Here is a 23497-nt window from a genome sequence, read left to right as displayed (position 1 = left end):
GGCTGGCGTGGACGCGCGCACTCTAGCCCTTGTCCTTGCTTGTGGTGGCGCCCGTCGTCGTGTCGCCCGGCTGCGGGATGCTGACCTTCACGCCATCGCGCAGGTGATCCACCCCGTCGGTCACGACGCGCTCGCCTTCCTTCACCCCGTCGGTCAGCACGGTCATGGTGTTGTTGGCATGGCTGGTCTTGACGTTGCGCATCTCAACGGTGCTGTCGGCCTTGACCACATAGACGAACTGGCCGTTCGGTCCGGTCTGCAGGGCGTTGGTGGGCACCAGCAGCACATTATGGTCGGTGCTGACCAGCAGGCGGGCGTTGACGAACTGGTTGGGGAACAGTTCTTCCTGCGAATTGGCGAAGAGCGCGCGCATGCGCACCGTGCCGGTGGAGGTGTCGATCTGGCTATCCAGCACGCTGACCTGCCCGGTCGCGATCTTGTTGAGGTTGGCGCTGTCCCATGCTTCCACCGGCAGGGGCGTGCCCTGACGCAGGCGGTCCGCCACGGGGCCGATGTCATTTTCAGGCAGGGTGAAGATGACGGAGATCGGCTGCATCTGCGTCAGGGTCACCAGCCCGTTGGTCTGGCCTGCGGTAATGTAGTTGCCCATGTCCACCGCACGGATGCCCACGCGCCCGTCCACCGGGGCCAGGATGTGGCAGTAGGTGATCTGCAGCTTTTCGTTATCCACCTGCGCCTGGTCGGACTTGACCGTGCCTTCCAGCTGCTCGACCTTGTACTGCTGGTCCTTCGCCGTCATGGCCGCGACGCTGTCCTGGCGGATCAGGCGCTGGTAACGGGCGTTATCCACCTTTGCCGCCTCAAGCTGGGCAATGTCCTGCGCCAGTTGCCCTTCGTACTGCGCCAGAAGCACCTCGTACGGACGGGTGTCGATCAGGGCCAGCAGGTCGCCCTTGTGCACGTGCTGCCCCTCGGTGAACAGCACCTGCATGAGGTAGCCGTCGATACGCGACTGCACCGTGACATTGGTGATCGGCACGACCGTGCCCAGTTCCGTCAGGATGACGGGCATGTCGCCACGGCTGACGGTCGTGACCGCCACCGGCTGGTCGCCGCTGGCCGCGTGTTTCTTGGTGGTGGAATGGGGGCGCAGGAAGGCCACCGCCAGGACAACAGCCAGCGCCCCGCCCGCCAGATAAAGGACGCGCCGCCCGCGCCGTGGACGGCCAGTGGGCGGCGTGCTGTTTTCCGGGGTACTGCGGGGCGGGGGAGGAGTTGTATCCATGCGGTCGGTTTTCTGCCTGCTGTCGAACGGGCGTCCTGTCGAAGGCTACGCCTCTGAAGGACCGGGCCATGCTGATAAAGACAAGGTTTCTGATTCGCCTTGCCGCAGTATTAACATGGCTTCGAATGGGTCGAAGTTAGCGAATGTAACATTGTATCTGTGGCGGGGAAGGGGAAAACCGCACAACGGTTCAATTCCGTTTCTTTGTGGTAATGGCATTGTCATGTCCACTGATGGTGGCCCCCGCATTGGCTGACAGCCGCAGCAGGATCGGCAGCGCCATGGACGAGATCAGCGCGCATGCCACGAAGGCCACGGTGTAGTCCTGTTCGAGCCACGACGTGGGCAATACTGCGCGGCCCGCGGCCAGAATGCCCGCGGACAGGCATATGCCCATTGTCAGCATGACCTGCTGGCATGTGGAATACAGGCTGGTGGCGGCGCCCATCCGCGTCTTTGGCATGTCGGCATAGGCGATGGTGTTGTAGCCGGTGTACAGCAGCGTCTGCCCCATGCCGTTGATCGCCAGCAGGCCCAGAAGCCAGCCCATGTCCATGCCCGGCCTGAACCCGGCCAGCAGCAGGCAGGCGGCCGGCAGCACCAGGCAGGTCACGCACATGACGGCGCGGAAGCCCCGGCCACGGTAGATCCGGGGGGCGGCAAACCGCATGGCCAGCGCGCCGACGGGGGCGATGAAGGTGATCAGCCCGCTCTGCGCCGCGCTTGCGCCAAAATGCGTCTGCAGCAGGGATGGCAGGAGAAAGATGATCCCCGCTGTCGCAATGCGCGTAAACCCGCCCGCCATGACCGAGATGCGGAATGTCGCCACCCGCAGTAGCGACAGGTCCAGCACCGGATGGTCCGTCCCACGCGCATGGCGCAGGTAGGCCACGGCGCAGAGCGGGGCAAGCAGCAGCAGCCCCGCCGATATGATGGGCGGGAAACCCGGATGGGTCAGCATTTCCATGCCGAAGATCAGCCCCGCCAGCCCGGTTGCGGACACGATGTTGCCGCGCAGGTCGAACGGTGGCGGCCGGGCCGCGCGGATCTGCGGAATGAACCGCCCCGTCAGGGCAATGGCCAGCAGCCCCAGCGGGATGTTGATGTAGAAAATCCACCGCCAGGACAGCCACGATGTCAGCACGCCCCCCAGCACGGGCCCGGCCATGGGGCCGATGGTGGCGGGCAGCATGACCCACGCCATGGCGGACAGCAGTTCCGACTTGGGCACGTTCTGCAGGATCACCAGCCGCCCGACGGGGACCATCATCGCGCCACCCGCCCCCTGCACCAGCCGCGCCAGCGCCAGCACCGGCAGGCTGGGCGCCCAGCCGCACAGGAGCGAACCCGACAGGAACAGCGCGATGGCGCAGCGCAGCGTGGTCCGGCTGCCAAAGCGTTCGGCCACGTGGCCTGATGCCGGGATCAGGGCGGCAAGGCCCAGCATGTACACCGTCAGCGCGATGCTGGTCTGTGGAATATCGACATGGAAATCCCCCGCCATGGCGGGCAGCGCCGTGGTCAGGGCCGTGCCGTCGATCTGTTCCATCATCATGAGGCTTGCGACAATCAGCGCCATGATCCGCTTGCGGGCGCGTGACGGGGGCGTCACGCCGGGCGAAGGTGGGGGGAATGTGGCGGGGGCGGTCGTCAAGGGGGACATGATCATGCATGATATAGGCGGTACGGAACCGTAAGCGCCATCATGGCGTTATAGGCCAACGCTACAAACCAAGCGATACAACGGAGTGTGAACGATGTCGGAAGACAAGGCAAAGACCATCGAGACAAAGGCCGAAGGCGTCATGGACGAAGGCGTTGGCCGCCTGAAGGACGCCGCCGGTGGCCTGACGGGCAACATGGGCATGCAGGCGGAAGGCAAGATGGACCAGCTTTCGGGCATGGCGCGCCAGGAATTCGCCGACCTGTATGAGGAAGGCGAAGGCAAGGTTGAACGCGCGGTGACGTTCGTGCGCGAACGCCCGCTGTTTTCGCTGGGGATTGCAGCCGTGCTGGGCACCATCATGGGGCTGATTTTCCTGCCCCGTCGCAAGGGCTGAACCGGGTCGAGTCGTTTTTTTTTCATTTTAAGGGACTCGATGAGTCCACAGCATCTTGCGCAACCCTGCATAAAAATGGTTTCCATCCTTCCAGAACGGAAATTCGATGCGAATCGGGCCATCATGGTCCGATTCGCATACGATCAGGAAGGAATGGATGCCCGATTACGCGCTTGAAAACGCCCATGGGGGACGTGTCGCCGGTGTGGATGAGGTAGGTCGTGGCCCGCTGGCCGGACCCGTCATCGCCGCCGCGGTTATGTTCCTGTCGGGCGTTCCGGGCGCGCTGGCGGACAGGCTGGATGATTCAAAGAAGCTGAAGCCGAAAGTCAGGCAGCAGCTTTATGATGCGCTGCACGCCACCCCCGGTGTCCTGATCGGGGTGGCGGGCGCATCCGTCGCTGAAATCGAACATTACAATATTCTCCGCGCCTCATGGATCGCCATGCAGCGTGCGGTCGGTCGCCTGCCGCAATCCCCTGAACTGGTTCTGGTTGATGGAAACGCCGCACCCGATTTCGGGTGTCCGGCGCAATGCGTCGTGGGGGGTGATGCGATCAGCCTGTCCATTTCGGCGGCGTCCGTGGTGGCCAAGGTCGTGCGCGACCGGCTGATGACACGGCTGGCCCGGCGCTGGCCCGGCTATGGCTGGGACCGCAACGCGGGTTATGGTACCGCGATCCACCGCGCGGCCCTGATGGCGGATGGCGTAAGCCCCCACCATCGCGCGGCGTTCGGCACGGTGCGCCGCATCATGCAGGCTTCCGTTTCCCCTTCTTCACCCCAAAGCGCGGAGCAGCCATCATGCTGAACAATTCATGAGCGGTGCGGTTATGATGGAATTGCCCCTGGACCAGGTGTTGCGGGGGGACTGTGTCGAGATGATGCGCACCCTGCCCGCAGGGTCGATCGACTGCGTGTTCGCGGATCCGCCATACAACCTGCAGTTGAAGGGTGAACTGCGCCGTCCCGATGACAGCGTTGTCGATGGGGTGGATGATGACTGGGACAAATTCACCGACCTACAGGCCTATGACGAATTCACCCGCGCATGGCTGACCGAAGCGCGCCGCGTGCTGCGCAAGGACGGCACGATATGGGTGATCGGATCGTACCATAACATTTTCCGCATTGGCGCGATCCTGCAGGATCTGGGGTTCTGGATCCTCAATGACGTGATCTGGCGCAAGTCCAATCCCATGCCCAATTTCCGGGGCCGCCGTTTCACCAACGCGCATGAAACGCTGATCTGGGCGGCACGGGGGCCGGACAGCCGTTACCGCTTCAATTACCAGGCGATGAAGGCGCTCAATGACGATGTGCAGATGCGCTCGGACTGGTATCTGCCGCTATGTACCGGTGGCGAACGGCTGCGTAACGAACACGGCCTGAAACTGCACCCCACCCAGAAACCCGAAAGCCTGCTGCACCGCGTGCTGGTGGCGTCAACCAATGTGGATGACGTGGTACTGGACCCTTTTACCGGCACCGGCACCACCACCGCCATGGCGCGCAGGCTGCGCCGCCGTTTTATCGGGATCGAGCGCCATCCCGATTATGCCGAGGCTGCGATCGGCCGCGCCCGGCGTGAAAAGCCCGTGCCCCTGGACAGCGTGCAGACCACGCCCGCCCGGCGCGAAAGCCCGCGTGTGCCCTTTGGCGTACTGGTGGAACGGGGCATGGTGCCTGCGGGCACGGTGCTTACGGACCGGCAGAAGCGGGTGCGCGCCACCGTATCGCCTGATGGCACGCTGGTCAGTGGACGGCACCGGGGGTCGATCCATAAAATGGGCGCGCTGCTGACCAATGCACCGTCATGCAATGGCTGGACCTTCTGGTATTTCGAGCGTGAGGGCGAACAGACCCAGCTTGATGTGCTGCGCGGTGAAATCCGGGCGGAGCAGGCAGCCGTCGCCTCCTGAACAATGGGGCAGGGGCGGACAGCAACATTCAAGGACATGGCGGCGTGAACCGGCGCCCGGATCATGGCGGCCCGCATGGCCTGTCCGCGATGGAATGGAACGCGGCCCGCCATTCCGCCCTGCAGACCGATGACTACCTGTACAGCCAGCTTATTCCCTATATCGGGAACAAGCGTAAACTGCTGGGCCTGATCGCGCAGGCCATCGCTGCCACGGAAGAAATTCCCGCCCGGACCGACTTCGTGGACCTGTTTGCCGGCACCGGCGTTGTCTCCCGCCTGGCCAAATGGCTTGGTTTCCGCGTGCTGACCAATGACTGGGAACCGTATAGCGAGGCACTGAACCGCTGCCATGTCGGCACGTCTGCGCCGCCGCGTTTCCACGGTGGCCGCGACTATGCGCAGGTCATGGCCGAACTGAATGCGCTGCCACCACGGGAAGGGTGGGTGACCCGTCACCTGTGCCCCGATGATGACGTGCAGTATGATACGGCGCGTGACCGGATGTTCTACATGCGCAAGAATGGCATGCGCATTGACGCCATCCGCGAACGGATCGCGCAGTGGGATCATGACGGGCTGCTGGATGCCGGGCAGAAGGCCTGCCTGCTTGCCCCCCTGTTGTACAGCGCCAGTTACAACAGCAATACCAGCGGCCTGTTCAAGGGATTTCACCGGGGCTGGGGCGGGCGTACCGGCACGGCGCTGTACCGCATCGCAGCCGACCTGCACCTGCAGCCCGCGTGTTTTATCGATAATGGGCGCGACAATACGGTCGTGCGGATGGATGCGCACGCCCTTGCCACCCAACTGGCCGGACAGGTGGGGGAGGCGGCCATTGCCTATGTGGACCCGCCCTACAACCAGCACCCGTACGGCGCGAATTACCATGTCCTGAATACGGTCACGCTGTGGGACCAGCCCGACCTTGCGCCAAAGATCACGGGGCGCGACAAGGCCGCGATCCGGCAGGACTGGCGCACGCAGCGGCGTAGTCCGTACAACCACCGCCGGCAGGCGCTTGCGGCCTATCGTGACCTGTTGGCCGTGCTGGATACGCGCTGGATCGCCACCAGCTACAGCACCGATGGCTTCATTCCATTGTACGATATGGCCCGTGCGAATTGTGAACGCGGCGCTGTGCGGGTCTTTACCCGTGGCTACAAACGCTATCGTGTCAGCCGCCAGCGTTATTCGGCGCGCCCGATGACCGTTGAATTCATCCTGCTGACCGATACGCGCGGCCGTGGCGCCAGCACCCCGGATCAGATCGTGCAGGAAATCATGGCCATGGAAGCCCGACTGAACCCGCCAAGCGATGCTTGAAAATAACGTGTTGATTAAAGAATAAAAGTTTTCGGGTGTCGCCGTTATTTCCAAAAAAGCTTCACCAAAAAACGCCTTCTAGCTGCCCCCGAAGCCGAGGAACCCGATGGACGGGTCGGCATGTCCGCCGGATGCGTCATAACGGTGGTCGATGGTGGTGGTGGTGGAGGCATGACGCGGCATGGTCAGCGGCGGCGTGTCATCCTCGCCTTCCGCAAGGCTGTTCGATGCGAAGTGCGGGTCCGAATCCGAGAAGGTACGCATCGACAGCAGCAGGAAGGTGATGTCGTTGCGGTTCAGGTCAATCGCCATGTCCAGCGGCGTCTGCCCCAGCACGTTATGGCCCGTCATGTCCGCGCCCCGGTTCAGGGCTTCCTTCGCGGCACCCAGGCTGCCACGGTTGATGGCGTCGAACAGCGCATCGGTCGGGTTCATGTCCGCGCTGGCGTGACCATGTTCTTCTTCACGCGATTCCGCGCCGGGCAGGGCGGCAGGCGGGGCGGCTGCCTTGGCCGCGCGGCGGGCTTCGGCCTTTTTCGCGGCTTCAGCGGCCTCGCCCTCGGCTTCCGCTTCGTCGGCATCCTGTGCGTACGCCATGTGAAGGGGCATGCACAGACAGGGGACGCCTGCGAACAGGGCGGCGGCAAGAAGATAAATACCGGATCTGGAAATCATGTCCTGTCCCGAGAGTGAGCGAGCGTTCGACCAGGCATGCGAAACGGCCGCATGCCACCCGACAGTTCTGCTGATTACCGCAAAATTGCGGCGGATGCGATGCCTAATCATCTTTCTGTCAGGAACGGCTTTCCCGCCACCATGCCAGCAGCAGCATGACCAGCACGAACAGCCCCACCGCCCAGGCAGGCAGCATGGACGCGGCCTGCTGTCCCGATACGCTGTGGGCGTTGCGCGCGGGAAAGGCAAACCGGTCGGCTGTCGAACTGACACGTCCGTTTTCCATGACCACCCGCGGCAGGGACGGGGCCTGCGGATCATCACCCAGCCAGTGCACGCCCCCGCCGGTTGCCGCCGCCATGGGCGCCAGCAGGGACGCCGTTGCCCGCAGGTCGGCAAATTCAACCGGGTCTTCCATGCGCGGGGCGGCAAAGGCTTCATGGCCCGCGTCATCGCGCACCGTCCATATCCCTTCCTGTCGCGCGGGCAGGCGGGCGCGGGCAAGGCCGGTATTGCCCGCGGGTTCCAGCGTGATGTCCTGCGTGGCGCCATCGGGGGCGATCACGTGCACAACCGGCGGTGGCCCGGCGGTGACCGAACGCCGCGTGATGGTCATCTGCCCTGCCGATATTGCGGCTTCAAGCTGGTTTTCCTCCAGCTCTGGCTCCTTCATCAGCCAGTGTGAAATCCGCCGCAGCAGTTCCGACTGCGGTCCGCCGCCGCCTTCGCCATGCGACCACAGCCATGCCTGATCCGACAGCAGGAAGGCGACGCGCCCCTTGCCTGCATGGTCAAGCACCAGCAGGGGCTGCTGGTCCGGGCCGGTCATCAAGACCTCGCCATTGGCGGAATCCGTGCGCAGCCCGCGATACCACGGCCCCCATCCCGGTTGCGCGCCCGCCCTGTCAGGCGCCCCCGGCAGGCCAGAGGTGACGGGATGGCGCATGCCGGTTTCCGTAAGGTCAGGCCGGAAGCGGCGCACGGTCATGCCATCGCCGGATGCCACGTGGGCGGGCAGGATATCCGACAGCGGCGTGTCCTGCAGCGATCCGGGGGTCAGGAATTCCGGTCCCCCGATCAGCAGCAGCCCGCCGCCCGCGCGAATGTGGTTGACGATATTGCGCAGGTAGGCTTCGGGCAGGATGCCCCGGTTTTCAAACCCGTCGAGGATGATGAGGTCGAACTGGTCGATCTTCTGCTGGAACAGTTCGTTCACCGGAAAGGCAATCAGCGCAAGGTCCGACAGCGGCGTGCCGTCATCACGGTCGGGCGGGCGCAGGATGGTGAAGTGGACAAGGTCAACCGACGGGTCGGCCTTCAGCAGCCGCCGCCATACCCGTTCGCCCTGGTTGGGCGTGCCTGACACCAGCAGCACGCGCAGCCGGTCCCGCACGCCGTTTATGCGCACGACATCATGGTTGTTTCGCGTCGAGACCTCGCCGGGCAGTTCCGGGGCCGACAGGCCGACCAGCATCTCGCCCGGATGGGTGACGGGCAGGGTGATGTCCTGTGGCTGCCCGATCCGCACGGGGCGCGAGAAGGTCGTGCCATCGCCCTGTGTCAGGGTAAGCTGGGTGGTGGCGTCCGGGACCGGGTGCGCGCCCTGATCATCGATTTCTACACGGATGGTGACATCCTTGCCCACGATGGCGAATGGCGGGGCCTGCAGCACGCGCAGGTGGCGGTCCGTTTCCTCTCCCCTGCCGGTCAGCAGCACATGCAGCGGCAGCAGCGTGCGGTGGCCGTGTCCGTCATCGGGGTTGAGCATGTCGGGCACGCTGGCGGGGATGTCATGGTCCTCGCCATCGGTCACCAGCACTGCACCCGCAAGGCGGGAAGGCGGGATATCCGCCGCCGCCTGCCTTAACGCACCAAACAGCCGCGTGCCGCCATGCCGGGCCTCGCGCAGCGTGACAATGCGCGGGACAAGCCCCGGCACACGGTTCATTTCGGCCTGCAGGCGTTCGGCGGTGTTGCGCGCCATGTCGCCCCGGTTGCGTTCGGACATGGACGCCGACTGGTCCACCACGATCAGCGCGGTTTCAGGCAACGGATGCCATGTTTCGGTAATGCGCTGCGGGTCACACAGCCACGCGATCACGCCCAGGCCAGCCAGAAGCCGCCACACGCTGCCGCGCACCCGGCGCGCCAGACCCGCAACCGCCATGACGGTCACGGCGGCCAGCAACATGTAGATGCACCACAGCGGCACCTGCGGGCTGAATGCCATCATGTGGCGTGACAGGTCGGGCATGCCCATCATTCCCCCAGCCGTTTCAGCAGGGCAGGCACATGGACCTGATCCGCCTTGTAATTGCCCGTCAGCGCATAGATCACCGCATTGACCCCGAAACGGTAGGCCAGCACGCGCTGCTCCGCACCGTCGGGCACGGGGGCATACGGGGTATTGCCACTGTCATCCACCGCCCATGCGTGCGCCCAGTCATTGCTGCCGATGATGACGGGACTGACGCCGTCATTGGTGCTGTCGCCTTCCTGCGCCACCCATACCGGCATGCCGTCATACCGGCCGGGAAAATCGTGCAGCAGGTAGAACGTGCGCGACAGCACATGGTGGTTATCCATCCGTGCAAGGGGCGGGATATCCAGCCCCGCCGTCATGCGCCGCAGGGCCGCCGCCGTGCCGGGGGCGGAACCGGTATAGCTGCCCGTACCGTCGCCTGCCGTGGCGGGATCCTGTCCCTGCGTGTCGATCATCAGGATGCCGCCATGACGCATGTAGGTATTCAGCGCCGCCGTGCGGGCGGGCGTGGTTGTGGCATCCGCCGTCACCGGCCAGTAGATGAGCGGATAGTAAGACAGGTCGTCGCGTTCCGGCACCACGCCGTCAGGGTGGCCCAGCACGGCGGAGGTCCGGGCATTGACGTAATCCGACAGCCCCTGCAGCCCTTCCTTCGAGACGTCATCGACATCCGCATGCCCGGTGATGATGTAGGCCAGCCGGGTTTCCAGCGCCGCGCGCGGCACGTCGGCGGGAATGTCCGCCGCATGCGCGTGGCCGTGCGGCATGCAGGCCAGCGCCAGCGCGGCGACCGTCGCGCGGCGGGCCCATTTCCGCCCGCGCTGCAGCACGCTTATCGCGCCATCCGCGACCAGCAGCAGGGCGGCCAGGACCATGAGCAGCGGTCCGATGGCCAGATCAGGCACCTGACCACGCAGGTCAGACGCCGTGCCGATGGTGTTCTGCGCCACAAGCGGGGCCGGGCCATCACCGGGGTTGAGCGCACGGCGGCTGTTGCGCGGGCCATACAGCCCCGGCGGGTGTTCCGGTGTGGGGACCGTGTGGCCAAAGGCATCGGCCCGCAGCGCCTGCGCCCCCGCGGGCGGCGTCACCAGCGCGCCATCGCCATCCAGCGTCATGTATGGGGCCAGCAGGGTGGCGCCTGCTGGCGTTTCGATCCCCGATGCCTCGTCAATCAGGTGCTGCAGCATGCCCACGAACAGCCCCGACAGCGGCAGGTTGGACCATTCCGCCGTGCTGGTGACATGGAACAGCACGACCTGCCCCGCCCCGAGGGCGGCATGGGTCACCAGCGGCGTACCATCGGTCAGCCGCGCCCAGCTATGGCTGTCCAGATCGGTGGAGGGTTGGGCCAGGACCTGCCGCGACACCGTGACGTCGCCCGGGATGTCAAGGTCATGGAACGGGGAGGACGCGGGGAAGGGGGCAAGGTGTTCGGGCCTGCTCCATGACATGGTGCCGCCCAGCACTCGCTCGCCCCCCATCAGGGGGACGGGCAGCAGCGTATCGGCGGGTTTCGGGTCGGGGGCGGGGCTGTCGCTGCCCTTGACCAGCAGGGGGCCTGCAAAACGGATCAGGGTACCGCCACCGCGCACCCATGCTTCCACCTTCCTGCGGCTGTCGGGACTGCCCAGCGTGCCGTCGGGTGCTATGATGACCGAAAGCGGGCGGGCCAGCAGCGTGTCCAGATCCCCTTCGCGCAGTTCGGCGGTGGGCTGCAGCGCGCGGCGCAGGTAGAACAGGCTGCCCATCAGCGGCGTGTCGGATGATGTGCTGGAAATCAGCCCCACGGGGCGCTGGCGTTCACGTTCATCCAGCAGGCGGAGGCCGCCGGGCCCGTTCACGCCATCCAGCGACAGGTGATCGACCTTGTTCCGCAGTTCGGCCGGCAGGTCGGGCGTGATGTCCACATGGTCGCTGCCCGCGGGCAGGGTCGCGGGGACAAGGGCCAGCGTACCCCCGGTGGTGGTTTCAAGCCGTAGCTGCCATGTGCGCGCATGCGGGCGCGGCACGGCGCGCAGGCGGGTGGCCAGGCCATTTTCACCACCGTCCGGCGGCGCAAGCAGCGTAATGTCCGAACCGGGCAGGTACATTTCCCGCACCGGCCCGATTTTGCCCAGTGCCGCACCAAACGCGGCATCCGCCGGTGTGGCCAGCCCGTCTGCAACGTAGATGACCGGCCCATGCCAGTTCTGCTGCATCAGCTGCCCCAGCGCATGTGTGGCCGCGGCGCGGTCCACTGACCATGCGCGGGGCAGGAGCGGGTCGATCATGCCACGCAGCACCTGTGCCTGCTGCGTGGGCTGGACCGTCATCGGGTCCAGCGCGTCATTGCGTGCGGTCAGCAGCAGGCGCGCGCCATGCCCGGTGCGCGACAGGTGATCCAGCAGGCCATCCAGCGCATGGATGCGCTGGGGCCAGGTGCCCGCGGCGGCCCAGCCATTATCCACCACGATCAGGCAGTCGGCATCAGCGGATCCCGCCTGCCCGCGTGGAAAGATCGGCTGCGCCAGTCCCAGCACCAGCAGCCCCACGGCGGCACAGCGTAGCAGCAGTCGCCACAGCGGGGCGGAGGTCGCATCCGGCGGCGGGGCGTTGAGCGCGCGCAGCAGGGCCATGGGCGGAAAGGACTGTACGCGTGGCGCGGGCGGCAGGGCGTGCAGCAGCCACCACACGACGGGCAGCGCCAGCAGCCCCAGCAGCATCCATGGCGCAAGGAGCATCATGGCCTGTTCCCCATGCCCGGCAGGGCGTGCAGCGCCAGCAGGGCTTTTTCCGGTGGCTGGTCCGTCAGGTGTGGCACCGGCGGGCTGCCCGCCGCCTGGCACAGGGTGCGCAGCCGGTCCTGATGGCGGGCCCATATCGCGGCGTAGTCATGGCGCAGGGCTGCGCTGCCATTAAGCAGCACGGTCGTGTCATCCTCCAGCCCGGTAAAGCGGGTATGCCCTTCATACGGAAAGGCGGTTTCCGCCGGGTCGATCACTTCGATCAGCGTGCAGGTCGCCTGCCGTGCAGTCGCCGCGCGCAGGAAGGCCGCCAGTTGCGTCGCGGGATACAGCCCGTCGCCAAACAGCAGCACCCGGCTGCGCGCGGGAATGGCGGCGGCCTGCGGCAGGGCGGGTTCGTCCGCCGTGGCGCGCAGGGCGGCGATCAGCGCGTGGGCCATGCGTTCCAGCGCCTGCCGCCCGCGCAGGCGCAGCGGGGGCGCCCCGGTCGGCCCCAGCAGGCGGATGTCCTCCCCCTGTCGCAGCAGCATGGCGGCGCAGGCCAGCGCCAGCAGAAAGGCACGTTCGGCCTTCAGCGGCAGGCTGTCATCGGACCGCCAGCGCATGGATGCGCTGTTATCGCACCAGATACATATGGTATGCGGGGTCTGGGCTTCGTGCTCGCGTACGAACGCCCGGTCACCGCGTGCCGACTGCCGCCAGTCGATATGGGTCGCGGCCTCGCCCGACATGGCGGGGCGGTACTGCCAGAATTCCTCGCCCGTGCCGGCCTTGCGCCGTGGGTGGGGACCAGCACCCGCATTCTGCGCGATCCGGCGCGCCGCCACGATCAGGGATGGCAGGCGACTGGCGAGCGAATCAGCCAGCGCCGTGGCTGAAACCGGGTGGCGGGGCAGGAAGCCGGCATCATCCCCGCCATGGCCCGATGGGGCGGGCGTCCGGGCGGCGTCCCGTGGGGTCCGCCCGGACAGGCGCGTGAGAAAGGACAGGGCCGCGCGCAATGTCAGCCGATCCGTCCGACCAGCGTGTCGATCAGCGTGCCCAGGCGTACATTTTCCGCCCGCGCGGTAAAGGACAGCGCCATGCGGTGGGCAAGGATGGGGTGGGCAAGCGCCGCCACGTCCTCGATGGTGGGGGACAGGCGGCCATCAAGCAGCGCGCGCGCGCGGGTGGCCAGCATCAGCGCCTGCGCCGCACGCGGGCCGGGGCCCCACGCCACGGCTTCGCGTATGGTCGGGTCATCGGTCGTTTCCGGCCGGGCCGCGCGGACAAGCCGCACGATCGCATCGACCACCTGTTCACCCACCGGCAGCGCGCGCACCAGTTCCTGTGCCGCCAGCACGTCGCTGGCCGCCAGCACGGGCCGAGCCGTGGCCGTGGTGGTGCCGGTCGTGGCCAGCAGCATGGCGCGTTCCGCCCCGGCATCGGGAAAGTCCAGCGTCACCTGCATGAGGAAGCGGTCAAGCTGCGCCTCGGGCAGGGGGTAGGTGCCTTCCTGCTCGATCGGGTTCTGGGTGGCAAGAACGTGAAAGGGACGGGGCAGCAGGTGGTTGGTACCGGCGATCGCGACCTCGTGTTCCTGCATGGCCTGCAGCAGGGCGGACTGGGTGCGGGGGCTGGCGCGGTTGATTTCATCGGCCATCAGCAACTGGCAGAAGACCGGCCCCGCCACGAAGCGGAAGCTGCGGCGGCCGCTTTCGTCCTCGTCCAGTATCTCGCTGCCCAGGATGTCGGATGGCATGAGGTCGGGCGTGAACTGCACGCGCCGCGCATCCATGCCCAGCACGTGACCCAGCGTTGTGACCAGCAGCGTCTTGCCCAGCCCCGGCGCGCCCACCAGCAGCGCATGCCCCCCCGACAGGATGGATGTCAGCACAAGGTCGATCACGCGGTCCTGCCCCAGTATGACGCGGCCGATTTCCGCACGTGCGTCACGCAGGCGCACGCCCATGCTTTCGGCCTGGGCTGCAATCTGCTCGCCCGTGGGGGCGGAGGGAGATGTCATGCCCGCCTGCGGCGCCGCATGGAGGGGAGGGGTATCATCCATGGTCATCATTCCAACAGTCTGACAGGTCCGGGGGTTTCATCAACCCGGTGTTGATCCCTATATCAAGTCCAGCAGCTTCCATAGTGTCGGGTTAACGCAATTGATGGACGATTTCGAGACAGGTGAGACCATGCCCTCCCTTTCCACGGGGCGGGCGGGCACATGCGGCGCGCTGCCGTTCCTGATCAGGCGTGACGGGACATGGCTGTACCGTGGCTCCCCCATCCGTCGCAAGCCGATGGTCTGCCTGTTTGCATCCACCCTGCGGCGTGACGCGCAGGGGGGCTACCGCCTGCAGACCCAGGTCGAGCAGGGCACGATCGAGGTGGAGGACGCGCCCTTCGTCGCAAACCACCTGGAATGGCATGGCTGCGGGCGGGGGCAGGTGCTGTCGTTTCGCACCAATGTGGACCAGGTGATCTGCGCGGGGCCGGATCACCCGATTCGCTGTGCGTGGGACGTGCCGTGCGAAGGCTGCGGCACGGGGCCGGTGCCCTACCTGCATGTGCGTGACGGGGATGGCGCGCTGCCGATCGAGGCACGGATCGCGCGCCCGGTCTATTACGAACTGGCCGCGCTGGCGGTGGAAGGAAACTGCCGTGGCGTGCCCTGCCTGGGGGTGTGGAGCCAGCATGTGTTTTTCCCGCTGTCGACCCTGCCGGACGAAACCTGACCATGACCGGGATCAACCCGCTTGACGGCCTGCGCCGGGACATGCCGGACGTGTCGGGGCAGCTTGCGCGGATATGGTCCATCCTGCCCGATGCGCGACTGGTGGGGGGTGCGGTGCGTGACCTGCTGTGCGGGCGCGGGGTGTCGGATATCGACCTTGCCACCCCGCTTGCGCCCGATGTGGTGATGGCACGGCTGAAACAGGCGGGGATGCGCGTGGTGCCCACGGGCCTGTCGCATGGCACCGTCACCGCCGTGCTGGAGGGGCGTCCATTCGAGATCACCACCCTGCGCCGGGATGAGGAAACCGATGGCCGCCACGCCACCGTGGCCTGGACCCGTGACTGGCGCGAGGACGCGGCCCGGCGCGATTTCACCATAAACGCCATGTCGTGCGACAGCGCGGGCGTGGTGCATGATTATTTCAACGGGCGGGCAGACCTGGCGGTGGGACGGATCCGCTTCGTGGGGGATGCGCGGCTGCGCATTACGGAAGATGCGCTGCGCATCCTGCGTTTTTTCCGTTTCCAGGCCCGTTACGGCGGGGATGCGCCCGAACAGGAAGCGATTGCCGCCATTGCCGCCCTGTCGGGCATGATCGACCGGCTGTCGGTCGAACGGGTGTGGTCGGAACTGCGCCGTATCCTTGTCGGGCCGCATGTGGCGCGCACGCTGGCCCAGATGCATGATGCCGTTGTGCTGGGCCATGTCCTGCCCGAAGGCTACGACATCAACCGCCTTGGCCGCCTGCTGGCCTGTGGCGCGCCGGCGGATGCCGTGCTGCGCCTTGCCGCCCTGGTGTCGGGGGATGTGCGCGAGGTGGCGCGGCGGCTGAAGCTGTCGCGCGCCGATACCACGGCGCTGGCGCAGACGCGCGGCGAACCCGTGCCGCTGCCCGGCATGGGGGCGGACGTGCTTGCGCCCATGCTGGCCGATCATGCGTTGCGCGACCTGTCATGGCGTACATGGCTGCGCCAGGCCGACATGGCGGGGCAGCGGGCGGCCACGTGGGATGCCCTGCGGGCCGGGCTGGAAGCAATGGAAAAGCCGGTCTTCCCGCTGGCGGGCCGCGATGTCATGGCGACCGGGCGCGCATCGGGCGCAATGGTGGGCCGGGTACTGGCGCAGGTGCGGCGATGGTGGCTGGAAAATGGCTGCACGGCAGGCCATGCGGCCTGTGTGGCGCGCATGGATGGGGTATTGCGTGACGGTCCCCCTGCCGAGACATAATTTGTAACCATGTGTCGCGGGCCTTTGTTTTGGGCGGCCATGCGGCTATAGGCCGGTTAATGAACGCGATTCAAACGCCCATGCCCGACAGGCAGGCCGCACCCACGCAAACGGTGTCGTCACGCAGCCTGATGCGACGGCTGTGGCATGATGAACTGGCCTGTCACAAGCTGCGCATACTGACCGTCATGGTGCTGACGGCGCTCATGGCCATATTCAGTGCGCTGTATCCTCTGGTGATCCAGCGTGCGCTGGACATGTTTGCCGACCATGATCCGCGTATCCTGTATCAGGTGCCGCTGCTGGTGGTGGTGATCACGGTGGCGAAGGCCATATCGCAGTACGGGCAGTCGATCGCGGTGCAGTCGCTGGTGCTGCTGGTGATCCGTGGCCTGCAGCAGCGCATGTTCCACCATCTGGTCCATGCCGATATATCGCGCATTGAAACCGAGGCCCCGGCCCAGATCGCCGCCCGCTTCACCACCGACGCCGTGGCGATTCGTGAGGCGATGATCCGTGCCACCAATGCGCTGGGTGACGCCGTGACGGTGGTGGGGCTGATTGCCTCCATGCTGTACATGGACTGGGAACTCAGCCTGATTGCCGCCGTGCTGTATCCCATCGCGGCCATGCCGGTGCGCAGGCTGGGCAAGCGCCTGCGCCGCGAGTCCGGTGGCGTGCATGAACAGGTGGGCGAGACGAGCGCGATGCTGACCGAAAGTTTCAGCCAGTCGCGCACCATCCGCGTCTATCGACTGGAAGATGCGGAAGAACGCCGGGCGGGGCATGTACTGGACGGACTGCATGCGGGGCTGCTGCGCATTGCCCGGGGGCGTGCGCGCGTGGACCCGATGCTGGAGATACTGGGCGGGATCGCGGTTGCGGCCGTGCTGGGCTTTGCCGGGTGGCGCGCGACGCAGGGCGGGGCCACGCTGGGTGATTTTTCCGGGTTTGTCGCGGCCCTGCTGCTGGCCGCGCGGCCGCTGCGCGCGCTTGGCACGCTTAATATCGCCCTGCAGGAAGGTCTTGGCGGCCTGCAGCGCGTGTTTGACGTGATTGACGAACCCGTGGCCGTGGCGCAGGCGCCCGATGCGATCGACCTGCCGCCCGGCGGGGGCGACCTGCGCTTTGAACGGGTCACGTTCCGTTATCCCGATGGGCGCATGGGGCTGGAGGGACTGGATTTCGTGGCAAGTCCCGGCCTGACCGTGGCCCTTGTCGGCCCGTCGGGGGCAGGCAAGTCCACGGCGCTGTCGCTGATCCCGCGCCTGCATGACGTATCGGGGGGGCGCATCACGCTCGATGGCGTGGACCTGCGCCGCCTGATCCTGTCGGAACTGCGTGACGCGATCGCCTATGTCAGTCAGGACACGCTGCTGTTTGACCTGTCGGTCATGGACAATATCCGCATGGGCAACCCGCAGGCGGATGACGGGCAGGTGCGTGCAGCGGCCCGGGCGGCGGCGGCGGATGAATTCATTCAGGCCCTGCCACGGGGATATGACACGGTGGTTGGTCCCGGCGGGCAGCGCCTGTCGGGTGGCCAGCGGCAGCGCGTGGCGCTGGCGCGCGCCCTGCTGCGCAATCCGCGCGTGCTGTTGCTGGATGAGGCGACAAGCGCGCTGGATAGCGAAAGCGAGGCCATTGTACAGAACGCCCTGACGCATCTGCGCCACGGGCGCACGACCATCGTGGTGGCCCACCGCCTGTCCACCGTCCGTTCAGCCGATCTGGTCGTGGTCATGGCGCAGGGCCGCGCGGTGGAATGTGGCACGCATGATGCACTGATGGATGAAAACGGGCTGTATGCCCGCATGGTACGCAATCAGGCCTTTACGCTGTAAACTGCGCTGAATGTGCGCCCGGGCCGGTGATGGCGGTTGAAGTGTTGCAAGCTTCGTGCAATGGATTGACCGACCCGTTCGGTCAATGCGTGGATGACAGGATCAGGGGCTGCAATAAAAGTGATGATGAGGGAAGCAGATGGCCGCGGACGAAGGCAAGGCAGCTGAAGACGGACAGACCGCACAGGACACTGGGCACGAGCAGGAAAAGGCCAAGGAAGCATCCCCCCGGCGCAAGGTGATCCTGATCGGTGGCCTGGTGGCGCTGCTTGTCCTGGGCGGGCTTTACTGGTTCCTGCACCGCAATGAAGTCGAAACGGATGACGCCTTTACCGCCGGTCGCGCGGTGGCGGTCGCCCCGCATGTGTCCGGCTACGTGACCGAACTGCTGGTGAACGACAACCAGTTTGTCCATCAGGGTGACGTCATTGCCCGCATTGATGATCGCAACTGGCGCGCCCAGCGTGACCAGGCGGCGGCGGCCGTGGATATCGCGCGTGCGCAGGTGCGCAATTACAGCCTGCTGTCCGAAGTCGCGAAAAAGAACTTCCCCGGTCACCTGATGGTGGCGCAGGGCCAGCTTGCGCAGGCGCAGGCGCAGGAATTCAAGGCGGAAACCGATTACCGCCGCCAGCATGGCGTAACGCGTGAGGCGACATCGCAGCAGAATATCGACTACGCCACCGCGGCGCTGAATGCCGCCAAGGCGCAGGTGCTTGAGGCACAGGGCAACCTTGAAACCGCCCTGCCGGTCATTCCCAATATTTCCAGCACCGAAGCCCGCGTGACCGAACAGCAGGCCCAGCTTGCGCAGGCGGAAGCCAGGCTGCGCGAGATGGAACTGAACGTGGAATGGACCCAGATCCGCGCCCCGCATGATGGCTGGATTTCCCAGCGCAACATCGAACGCGGCACCTATGTCACGGCGGGCCAGACCGTGGTGTCCATTGTCGAACCTGAAATATGGGTGGTGGCCAACTACAAGGAAACGCAGCTGACCCACATGCGTCCGGGCCAGAAGGTGGACATCGCGATTGATGCCTATCCGTTCCTGAAGCTGAAGGGGCATGTTGATTCGCTGCAGCTGGGCACGGGTGCGACCTTCAGCGCCTTCCCGCCGGAAAACGCCACGGGCAACTATGTGAAGATCGTGCAGCGCGTACCGGTCAAGATCCTGATTGACGAAGGGTTGCGACAGGACCTGCCGCTGTCGATCGGCCTGTCGGTTGAACCGACGGTCCACACGGAATGAGCGCGCAGGCAGCGTCCACCGGGGCGGCGGATGGCACGAACTGGAAACCGAAACACAATCCATGGCTGATCGCCGTGGTCGTGACGGTGGCCGCCTTCATGGAAATTCTCGATACCACCATCGTCAACGTGGCGCTGCCGCATATCGCGGGCAACCTGTCATCCACGTATGATGACGCGACATGGACGCTGACATCCTACCTTGTGGCCAACGGCATCGTGCTGACGATCTCGGGCTGGCTGGGCAAGCTGTTCGGGCGCAGGCATTATTTCCTGATCTGCATTTCCATGTTTTCGCTGTCGTCCTTCCTGTGCGGCATTTCCACCAGCCTGCCCGAACTGATCATGTTCCGGCTGATGCAGGGTTTCTTTGGTGGCGGCCTGCAGCCCAACCAGCAGTCGATCATCCTTGATACCTTCCCGCCCGACAAACGGGCCGCCGCGTTCGGCCTGACCGCCATCGCCACCGTGGTCGCCCCGGTGCTTGGCCCGTCACTGGGCGGGTGGATTACCGATAACTATTCATGGCGGTGGGTATTCTTCATCAATGTGCCGGTGGGCATTCTGGCCACGATCGCGGTGTCGATCATGGTCGAGGACCCGCCATGGGCGCGCAAGCAGAAGGCGCCGCTGGATTTCGTGGGCATCGGGCTGATCACCATTGGCTTCGGCTGTCTGGAAGTGGCGGTTGACCGGGGCGAGGACGAGGACTGGTTCGGTTCGCGCATGATCGTCGTCATGGCCATCCTTGCCTTCCTTGGCATCGGGGGGGCGGTTGTCTGGCTGTTGCGGGCGAAGAACCCGGCTGTGGACCTGCGGGTGTTCAAGGACCGCAATTTCGCGGTGGGCACGGGGCTTATGGGTGCGGTGGGGGCGCTGCTCTATTCCTCGGCCATTATCGTGCCGCAGTTTTCACAGCAGATCATGGGCTATACCGCCACCCTGTCCGGCCTGATCCTGTCGCCTGGCGGCATGGTGGTGATCGTGCTGATCCCGCTGGTGGGCATCGGGATGAAATACATCCAGCTGCGCTACATCATCGCATTCGGTTTTTTCCTGATGGGGGTGTCCATGCTGTGGTCGGCGCAACTGGTGCCCGATCTGGATTTCCGGCATCTGGTCCTGTTCCGCATGAGCCAGACCGGCACCATGGCCTTCCTGTTCGTGCCGATTTCCACCATTACCTATGCCACCCTGCCACGTGAACTGAACGCCGACGGATCCGCCCTGTTCAGCATGGCGCGTAACGTGCTGGGGTCACTCAGTATTTCGGGGGCCACGGCACTGGTGACCGAACTGCGGCAGGCGCACCAGAACCAGATGGTCCACTGGATGACGCCGTATCACCAGCCATTCAACGAATACCTGGCCCACAGCCGTGCGGTCGCGGTCGCGCGCGGTTATGCGCAGGGGGTGGTGAATAACGTGGCCATGGGACGGTTGTACAAGGAATTCCAGCGGCAGGTGGCCATCCTTGCCTATAATGAGGTCTTCATGATCCTTGGCATCGGGTGCATGCTTGTCGTACCCTTCTGTTTCCTCATGTCGCCGCTCAAGGGTGGGGATAAATAGCAAAGGTTTTCGGGTGTCGCCTTTTTTCAGGGAGGCGGCATTCCCTGAGGCTTTTTGAAAAAAGCCTCACCAGGACTTTTGTATTGAAACAGGCTGCCGGGACAGCAGGAGACAGGACATATGCCGGGTATCATCAGGGTTGTCTGTGCGGCGGTGATCGTGCGCGAACGTTTGCTGGTCGTGCGCAAGCGCGGCACGACCGCCTTCATGCTGCCCGGAGGCAAGCCCGATGCGGGGGAACGGCCCGAACAGGCATTGATGCGTGAAATCCACGAGGAACTGGGTTGTGGCATAACGCTGGGCGCGGAACTGCCCGGTGATTTTATCGATGTTGCGGCCAATGAGCCCGGCTTTAGCGTTCATGCGCGCATCTGGACCGGGCAGTTGCATGGCACGCCGGACGCGAGCGCCGAAATCGCGGAACTGCGCTGGATCGGGGCAGGGGATATGGCAGGCCTGGATCTGGCACCCCTGTTGCGGGGCAGGACGATGACCGCGCTGGTGCAGGCGGGGCTTATGCCTCAGGCAGCCACGGCGTAGCGGGCGAAATACGCCGCAAGCCTTGTGTAGATATCTTTCTTGATACCGACATTCAGCTGCGGCAGCTGTTCCAGCCTGACCCATTTCCACATGTCGAATTCGGCAGGCAGGTGCGTATCCAGCCTGATATCGGAATCCTGTCCCGTAAAGCGCAGGGCAAACCATTTCTGTGTCTGGCCCCGGTAACGTCCCCCCAGCGCCTTGCCAATCAGGTGCGCGGGCAGGTCGTAACTGAGCCATTCCGGGTAGGTGCCGATGATTGCGGCGGCATTGGTGCCGATTTCCTCATGCAGTTCGCGCAGGACGGCGGTCTGCGGGTCTTCCCCTTCGTCAATGCCGCCCTGCGGGCACTGCCATACACCCTGGTCCGGTGGGCCGCCCGCGCCTTCCATGTCGGTGCGGCGCGCGACAAGCACCATGCCCTGTCGGTTGAACAGCAGCGCCCCCACATTGGGGCGATAGGGCAGGTCGGTCATGGCGGCGGCTTCCGGCTGGATCAGGGGTGGGCAGGGACGGCCGGCGCCGTCGCCGGAGGGGCGGATGGCGCCGCGGGGCCTTCCTTTTCCGCCGGGGCGGCAGGGGTGGCGGGTGTTGTCGGCGTCGCGGGCGTGCCTGCTGGCGCGGCAGGTGCTGCCGCCTTGGGCGGGACGGAAGCGGACGGCACCGGGGTTGCCTTCGCCCTGTCATCATGGATTGGCGGTTCAGCCGCAACGGGCAGCCCCGCCATGGAACGGACGACCCTCAGCCCTTCCTGTAGCTGGAAGTCGGTCGTGGGCTTGGTCGGGTCGAATGTGGGCCAGTTGGCGGGCGGCTGTGCCGGGATGGATTTGGCGATCGCGGGCAGGTCGGTGCGCGACGGGGCCTGCGCGGTGTTGCCGCCCCGGTTCTTGATGATATGCGCCAGATCCGCTTCATGGATGCTGTAGCCCGCATCGTCATGGGCTTCACGCACGGGGATGTCGGGCATGATGCCCAGTCCCTGGATGGAACGGCCCGACGGCGTGTAGTACCGCGCCGTGGTCAGGCGGATCGCGCCTTCGCCCGGGATGGGCAGGATGGTCTGCACCGATCCCTTGCCAAATGTCTTTTCACCCAGCAGCACGGCGCGCTGGTGGTCCTGCAGCGCACCGGCCACGATTTCACTGGCCGAGGCCGAACCGCCATTGATCAGCACGACAATTGGCAGGCCGCCGGTGATGTCGGTATTGTGGGCGTCCCAGCGCTGGCTGTCCTGCGGGTGGCGGGCGCGGGTGGAGACGATTTCACCGCTGCGGATGAAGTCGGACCCCACGTCAATCGCCTGTGTCAGCAGCCCGCCCGGATCGGAACGCAGGTCAATGATCAGGCCCGCCATCTTGTTATGGGTCTGGGCCTGCAGCTTCTTGTACGCGGCCAGCAGGCCGGACTGCGTTTCCTCATTGAACTGCGCGATTCGGATATAGCCGACATTGTCGTACAGCGCGGACTTGATGACCTGCAGCGGGATGATGGCGCGGGTCAGGGTGACAATGATGGGCTTGGGCGCCTTTTCACGGATCAGCGTCAGTGTGATGCGGGTATCGGGCTTGCCGCGCATCTGGGTCACGACCTGATCCAGCGGCTGCCCGTCAATGTTCTTGCCATCAATCGCGACAATGAAGTCCCCGGGCTTGATGCCCGCACGGGCCGCAGGCGTGTCGTCAATGGGGGAGACGACGCGCACGTGCCCGTCTTCCCCCTGGACTTCCAGCCCCAGGCCGCCGAACGATCCCTTGGTCTGGACCTGCAGGTCGGAGAACTGCTTTTCCGTCATGTAGGAACTGTGCGGGTCGAGACCGCTGAGCATCCCGTTCAGCGAATTGGTGATCAGGTCGCGTGTCGAGACGGGCTCGACATAATTGGCCTTCACCTTTTCCAGCACGTAACCGAACAGGAACATGAGCTGTTCGATCTCGTGTGGGGAATTGTCATCCTTGGAGACAGTGTCCGCCGCATGGGCCATGGGGGCGATATCGCCCCACCTGCCTGCTGAATAATGTGCAATCTGCGGTGCTGCCGCGATCCCTGCAAGAAAGGCGCAACCGATCAGCAAGCCATTACGGAACTTCATGCGTCGTTGTCTCCTGGATGCCTGCCATCATGATC

Annotated in this window: 19 protein-coding genes; 10 read left to right on the top strand and 9 right to left on the bottom strand. The window is 65.4% G+C overall.

Going from position 1 to position 23497, the window contains the following annotated elements; all coding sequences use genetic code 11:
• Positions 1-22 precede the first annotated feature (22 nt).
• Complete coding sequence (locus S101446_RS07430) at positions 23-1246, bottom strand: MdtA/MuxA family multidrug efflux RND transporter periplasmic adaptor subunit (RefSeq protein WP_010506675.1); 1224 nt, start codon at positions 1244-1246, stop codon at positions 23-25.
• A gap of 190 nt (positions 1247-1436) precedes the next feature.
• The gene (locus tag S101446_RS07425) at positions 1437-2825 is read right to left on the bottom strand and encodes an MFS transporter (protein WP_087608024.1); all 1389 of its coding nucleotides are present in this window, start codon (positions 2823-2825) and stop codon (positions 1437-1439) included.
• Positions 2826-3003: 178 nt separating this feature from the next.
• Here S101446_RS07425 and S101446_RS07420 point away from each other — a divergent pair, with 178 nt between their 5' ends.
• From S101446_RS07420 to S101446_RS07405, 4 genes are all read left to right on the top strand, one after another.
• Complete coding sequence (locus S101446_RS07420; protein ID WP_010506670.1) at positions 3004-3306, top strand: CsbD family protein; 303 nt, start codon at positions 3004-3006, stop codon at positions 3304-3306.
• Between the two features lie 157 nt (positions 3307-3463).
• The gene (locus S101446_RS07415; RefSeq protein WP_208620562.1) at positions 3464-4117 is read left to right on the top strand and encodes a ribonuclease HII; all 654 of its coding nucleotides are present in this window, start codon (positions 3464-3466) and stop codon (positions 4115-4117) included.
• A 7-nt stretch (positions 4118-4124) separates the two neighbouring features.
• Entirely contained in the window at positions 4125-5228 is a 1104-nt protein-coding gene (locus S101446_RS07410) for a site-specific DNA-methyltransferase (RefSeq protein ID WP_026018378.1), read from the top strand.
• 44 nt (positions 5229-5272) lie between these two features.
• Positions 5273-6553 carry a DNA adenine methylase gene (locus S101446_RS07405; RefSeq protein WP_087608022.1) on the top strand — a complete coding sequence of 427 codons (1281 nt, stop codon included), beginning with the start codon at positions 5273-5275 and terminating at the stop codon, positions 6551-6553.
• Positions 6554-6631: 78 nt separating this feature from the next.
• Here S101446_RS07405 and S101446_RS07400 read toward each other — a convergent pair whose 3' ends face one another.
• The 5 genes from S101446_RS07400 to S101446_RS07380 form a co-directional block, all read right to left on the bottom strand.
• Positions 6632-7228: an ankyrin repeat domain-containing protein gene (locus tag S101446_RS07400; protein WP_087608021.1), complete on the bottom strand. Its 597-nt coding sequence runs from the start codon at positions 7226-7228 to the stop codon at positions 6632-6634.
• A 118-nt stretch (positions 7229-7346) separates the two neighbouring features.
• Positions 7347-9491, bottom strand: coding sequence for a VWA domain-containing protein (locus S101446_RS07395; RefSeq protein ID WP_087608020.1), 2145 nt, complete (start codon positions 9489-9491; stop codon positions 7347-7349).
• Positions 9488-12217, bottom strand: coding sequence for a DUF4159 domain-containing protein (locus tag S101446_RS07390; RefSeq protein ID WP_087608019.1), 2730 nt, complete (start codon positions 12215-12217; stop codon positions 9488-9490). Before S101446_RS07390 ends, S101446_RS07395 begins: the two co-directional genes overlap by 4 nt.
• Positions 12214-13218, bottom strand: coding sequence for a DUF58 domain-containing protein (locus tag S101446_RS07385; protein ID WP_019084535.1), 1005 nt, complete (start codon positions 13216-13218; stop codon positions 12214-12216). Before S101446_RS07385 ends, S101446_RS07390 begins: the two co-directional genes overlap by 4 nt.
• A 2-nt stretch (positions 13219-13220) precedes the next feature.
• Positions 13221-14273, bottom strand: coding sequence for an AAA family ATPase (locus tag S101446_RS07380; RefSeq protein WP_010506651.1), 1053 nt, complete (start codon positions 14271-14273; stop codon positions 13221-13223).
• A 94-nt stretch (positions 14274-14367) separates the two neighbouring features.
• Between S101446_RS07380 and S101446_RS07375 the strand changes: the two genes are divergently transcribed.
• The 6 genes from S101446_RS07375 to S101446_RS07350 all read left to right on the top strand — a co-directional run bounded on the left by S101446_RS07375 (position 14368) and on the right by S101446_RS07350 (position 21373).
• Entirely contained in the window at positions 14368-14937 is a 570-nt protein-coding gene (locus S101446_RS07375; protein WP_087608018.1) for a DUF1285 domain-containing protein, read from the top strand.
• 2 nt (positions 14938-14939) lie between these two features.
• Complete coding sequence (locus tag S101446_RS07370) at positions 14940-16166, top strand: CCA tRNA nucleotidyltransferase (RefSeq protein WP_087608017.1); 1227 nt, start codon at positions 14940-14942, stop codon at positions 16164-16166.
• Positions 16167-16246: 80 nt separating this feature from the next.
• Positions 16247-18010: an ABC transporter ATP-binding protein gene (locus tag S101446_RS07365; protein ID WP_019084533.1), complete on the top strand. Its 1764-nt coding sequence runs from the start codon at positions 16247-16249 to the stop codon at positions 18008-18010.
• A gap of 139 nt (positions 18011-18149) precedes the next feature.
• Positions 18150-19262, top strand: coding sequence for an HlyD family secretion protein (locus S101446_RS07360; protein WP_010506644.1), 1113 nt, complete (start codon positions 18150-18152; stop codon positions 19260-19262).
• Entirely contained in the window at positions 19259-20833 is a 1575-nt protein-coding gene (locus tag S101446_RS07355; protein ID WP_019090414.1) for a DHA2 family efflux MFS transporter permease subunit, read from the top strand. Before S101446_RS07360 ends, S101446_RS07355 begins: the two co-directional genes overlap by 4 nt.
• A gap of 120 nt (positions 20834-20953) precedes the next feature.
• Positions 20954-21373 (top strand): NUDIX hydrolase, encoded by a 420-nt coding sequence (locus tag S101446_RS07350; RefSeq protein ID WP_087608016.1) that lies wholly within the window; start codon positions 20954-20956, stop codon positions 21371-21373.
• Here S101446_RS07350 and S101446_RS07345 read toward each other — a convergent pair.
• Together S101446_RS07345 and S101446_RS07340 are read right to left on the bottom strand one after the other, a co-directional pair.
• Positions 21355-21849 (bottom strand): RNA pyrophosphohydrolase, encoded by a 495-nt coding sequence (locus S101446_RS07345; protein ID WP_010506637.1) that lies wholly within the window; start codon positions 21847-21849, stop codon positions 21355-21357. The two genes, S101446_RS07350 and S101446_RS07345, sit on opposite strands and share 19 nt — an antisense overlap.
• 20 nt (positions 21850-21869) lie before the next feature.
• Positions 21870-23462 carry a S41 family peptidase gene (locus S101446_RS07340; protein ID WP_087608015.1) on the bottom strand — a complete coding sequence of 531 codons (1593 nt, stop codon included), beginning with the start codon at positions 23460-23462 and terminating at the stop codon, positions 21870-21872.
• Positions 23463-23497: the final 35 nt, after the last annotated feature.

This window comes from Komagataeibacter europaeus (assembly GCF_002173515.1).
In the GTDB taxonomy this organism is placed as follows: Bacteria; Pseudomonadota; Alphaproteobacteria; order Acetobacterales; family Acetobacteraceae; genus Komagataeibacter; species Komagataeibacter europaeus.
The sequence above is the reverse complement of the archived record's forward strand: the minus strand, read 5'-3'. Positions and strand labels throughout refer to the sequence as shown.

Bases quoted from the DNA above. Each gene is read 5' to 3' on its own strand.
- S101446_RS07390 (WP_087608019.1), bottom strand. From the start codon at position 12,217: ATGATGCTCCTTGCGCCATGGATGCTGCTGGGGCTGCTGGCGCTGCCC.
- S101446_RS07395 (WP_087608020.1), bottom strand. From the start codon at position 9,491: ATGATGGGCATGCCCGACCTGTCACGCCACATGATGGCATTCAGCCCG.
- S101446_RS07345 (WP_010506637.1), bottom strand. From the start codon at position 21,849: ATGACCGACCTGCCCTATCGCCCCAATGTGGGGGCGCTGCTGTTCAAC.
- S101446_RS07350 (WP_087608016.1), top strand. From the start codon at position 20,954: ATGCCGGGTATCATCAGGGTTGTCTGTGCGGCGGTGATCGTGCGCGAA.
- S101446_RS07370 (WP_087608017.1), top strand. From the start codon at position 14,940: ATGACCGGGATCAACCCGCTTGACGGCCTGCGCCGGGACATGCCGGAC.
- S101446_RS07375 (WP_087608018.1), top strand. From the start codon at position 14,368: ATGGACGATTTCGAGACAGGTGAGACCATGCCCTCCCTTTCCACGGGG.
- S101446_RS07400 (WP_087608021.1), bottom strand. From the start codon at position 7,228: ATGATTTCCAGATCCGGTATTTATCTTCTTGCCGCCGCCCTGTTCGCA.
- S101446_RS07365 (WP_019084533.1), top strand. From the start codon at position 16,247: ATGCCCGACAGGCAGGCCGCACCCACGCAAACGGTGTCGTCACGCAGC.
- S101446_RS07355 (WP_019090414.1), top strand. From the start codon at position 19,259: ATGAGCGCGCAGGCAGCGTCCACCGGGGCGGCGGATGGCACGAACTGG.
- S101446_RS07410 (WP_026018378.1), top strand. From the start codon at position 4,125: ATGAGCGGTGCGGTTATGATGGAATTGCCCCTGGACCAGGTGTTGCGG.
- S101446_RS07340 (WP_087608015.1), bottom strand. From the start codon at position 23,462: ATGAAGTTCCGTAATGGCTTGCTGATCGGTTGCGCCTTTCTTGCAGGG.
- S101446_RS07420 (WP_010506670.1), top strand. From the start codon at position 3,004: ATGTCGGAAGACAAGGCAAAGACCATCGAGACAAAGGCCGAAGGCGTC.
- S101446_RS07425 (WP_087608024.1), bottom strand. From the start codon at position 2,825: ATGGCGCTGATTGTCGCAAGCCTCATGATGATGGAACAGATCGACGGC.
- S101446_RS07415 (WP_208620562.1), top strand. From the start codon at position 3,464: ATGCCCGATTACGCGCTTGAAAACGCCCATGGGGGACGTGTCGCCGGT.
- S101446_RS07380 (WP_010506651.1), bottom strand. From the start codon at position 14,273: ATGATGACCATGGATGATACCCCTCCCCTCCATGCGGCGCCGCAGGCG.
- S101446_RS07430 (WP_010506675.1), bottom strand. From the start codon at position 1,246: ATGGATACAACTCCTCCCCCGCCCCGCAGTACCCCGGAAAACAGCACG.
- S101446_RS07360 (WP_010506644.1), top strand. From the start codon at position 18,150: ATGGCCGCGGACGAAGGCAAGGCAGCTGAAGACGGACAGACCGCACAG.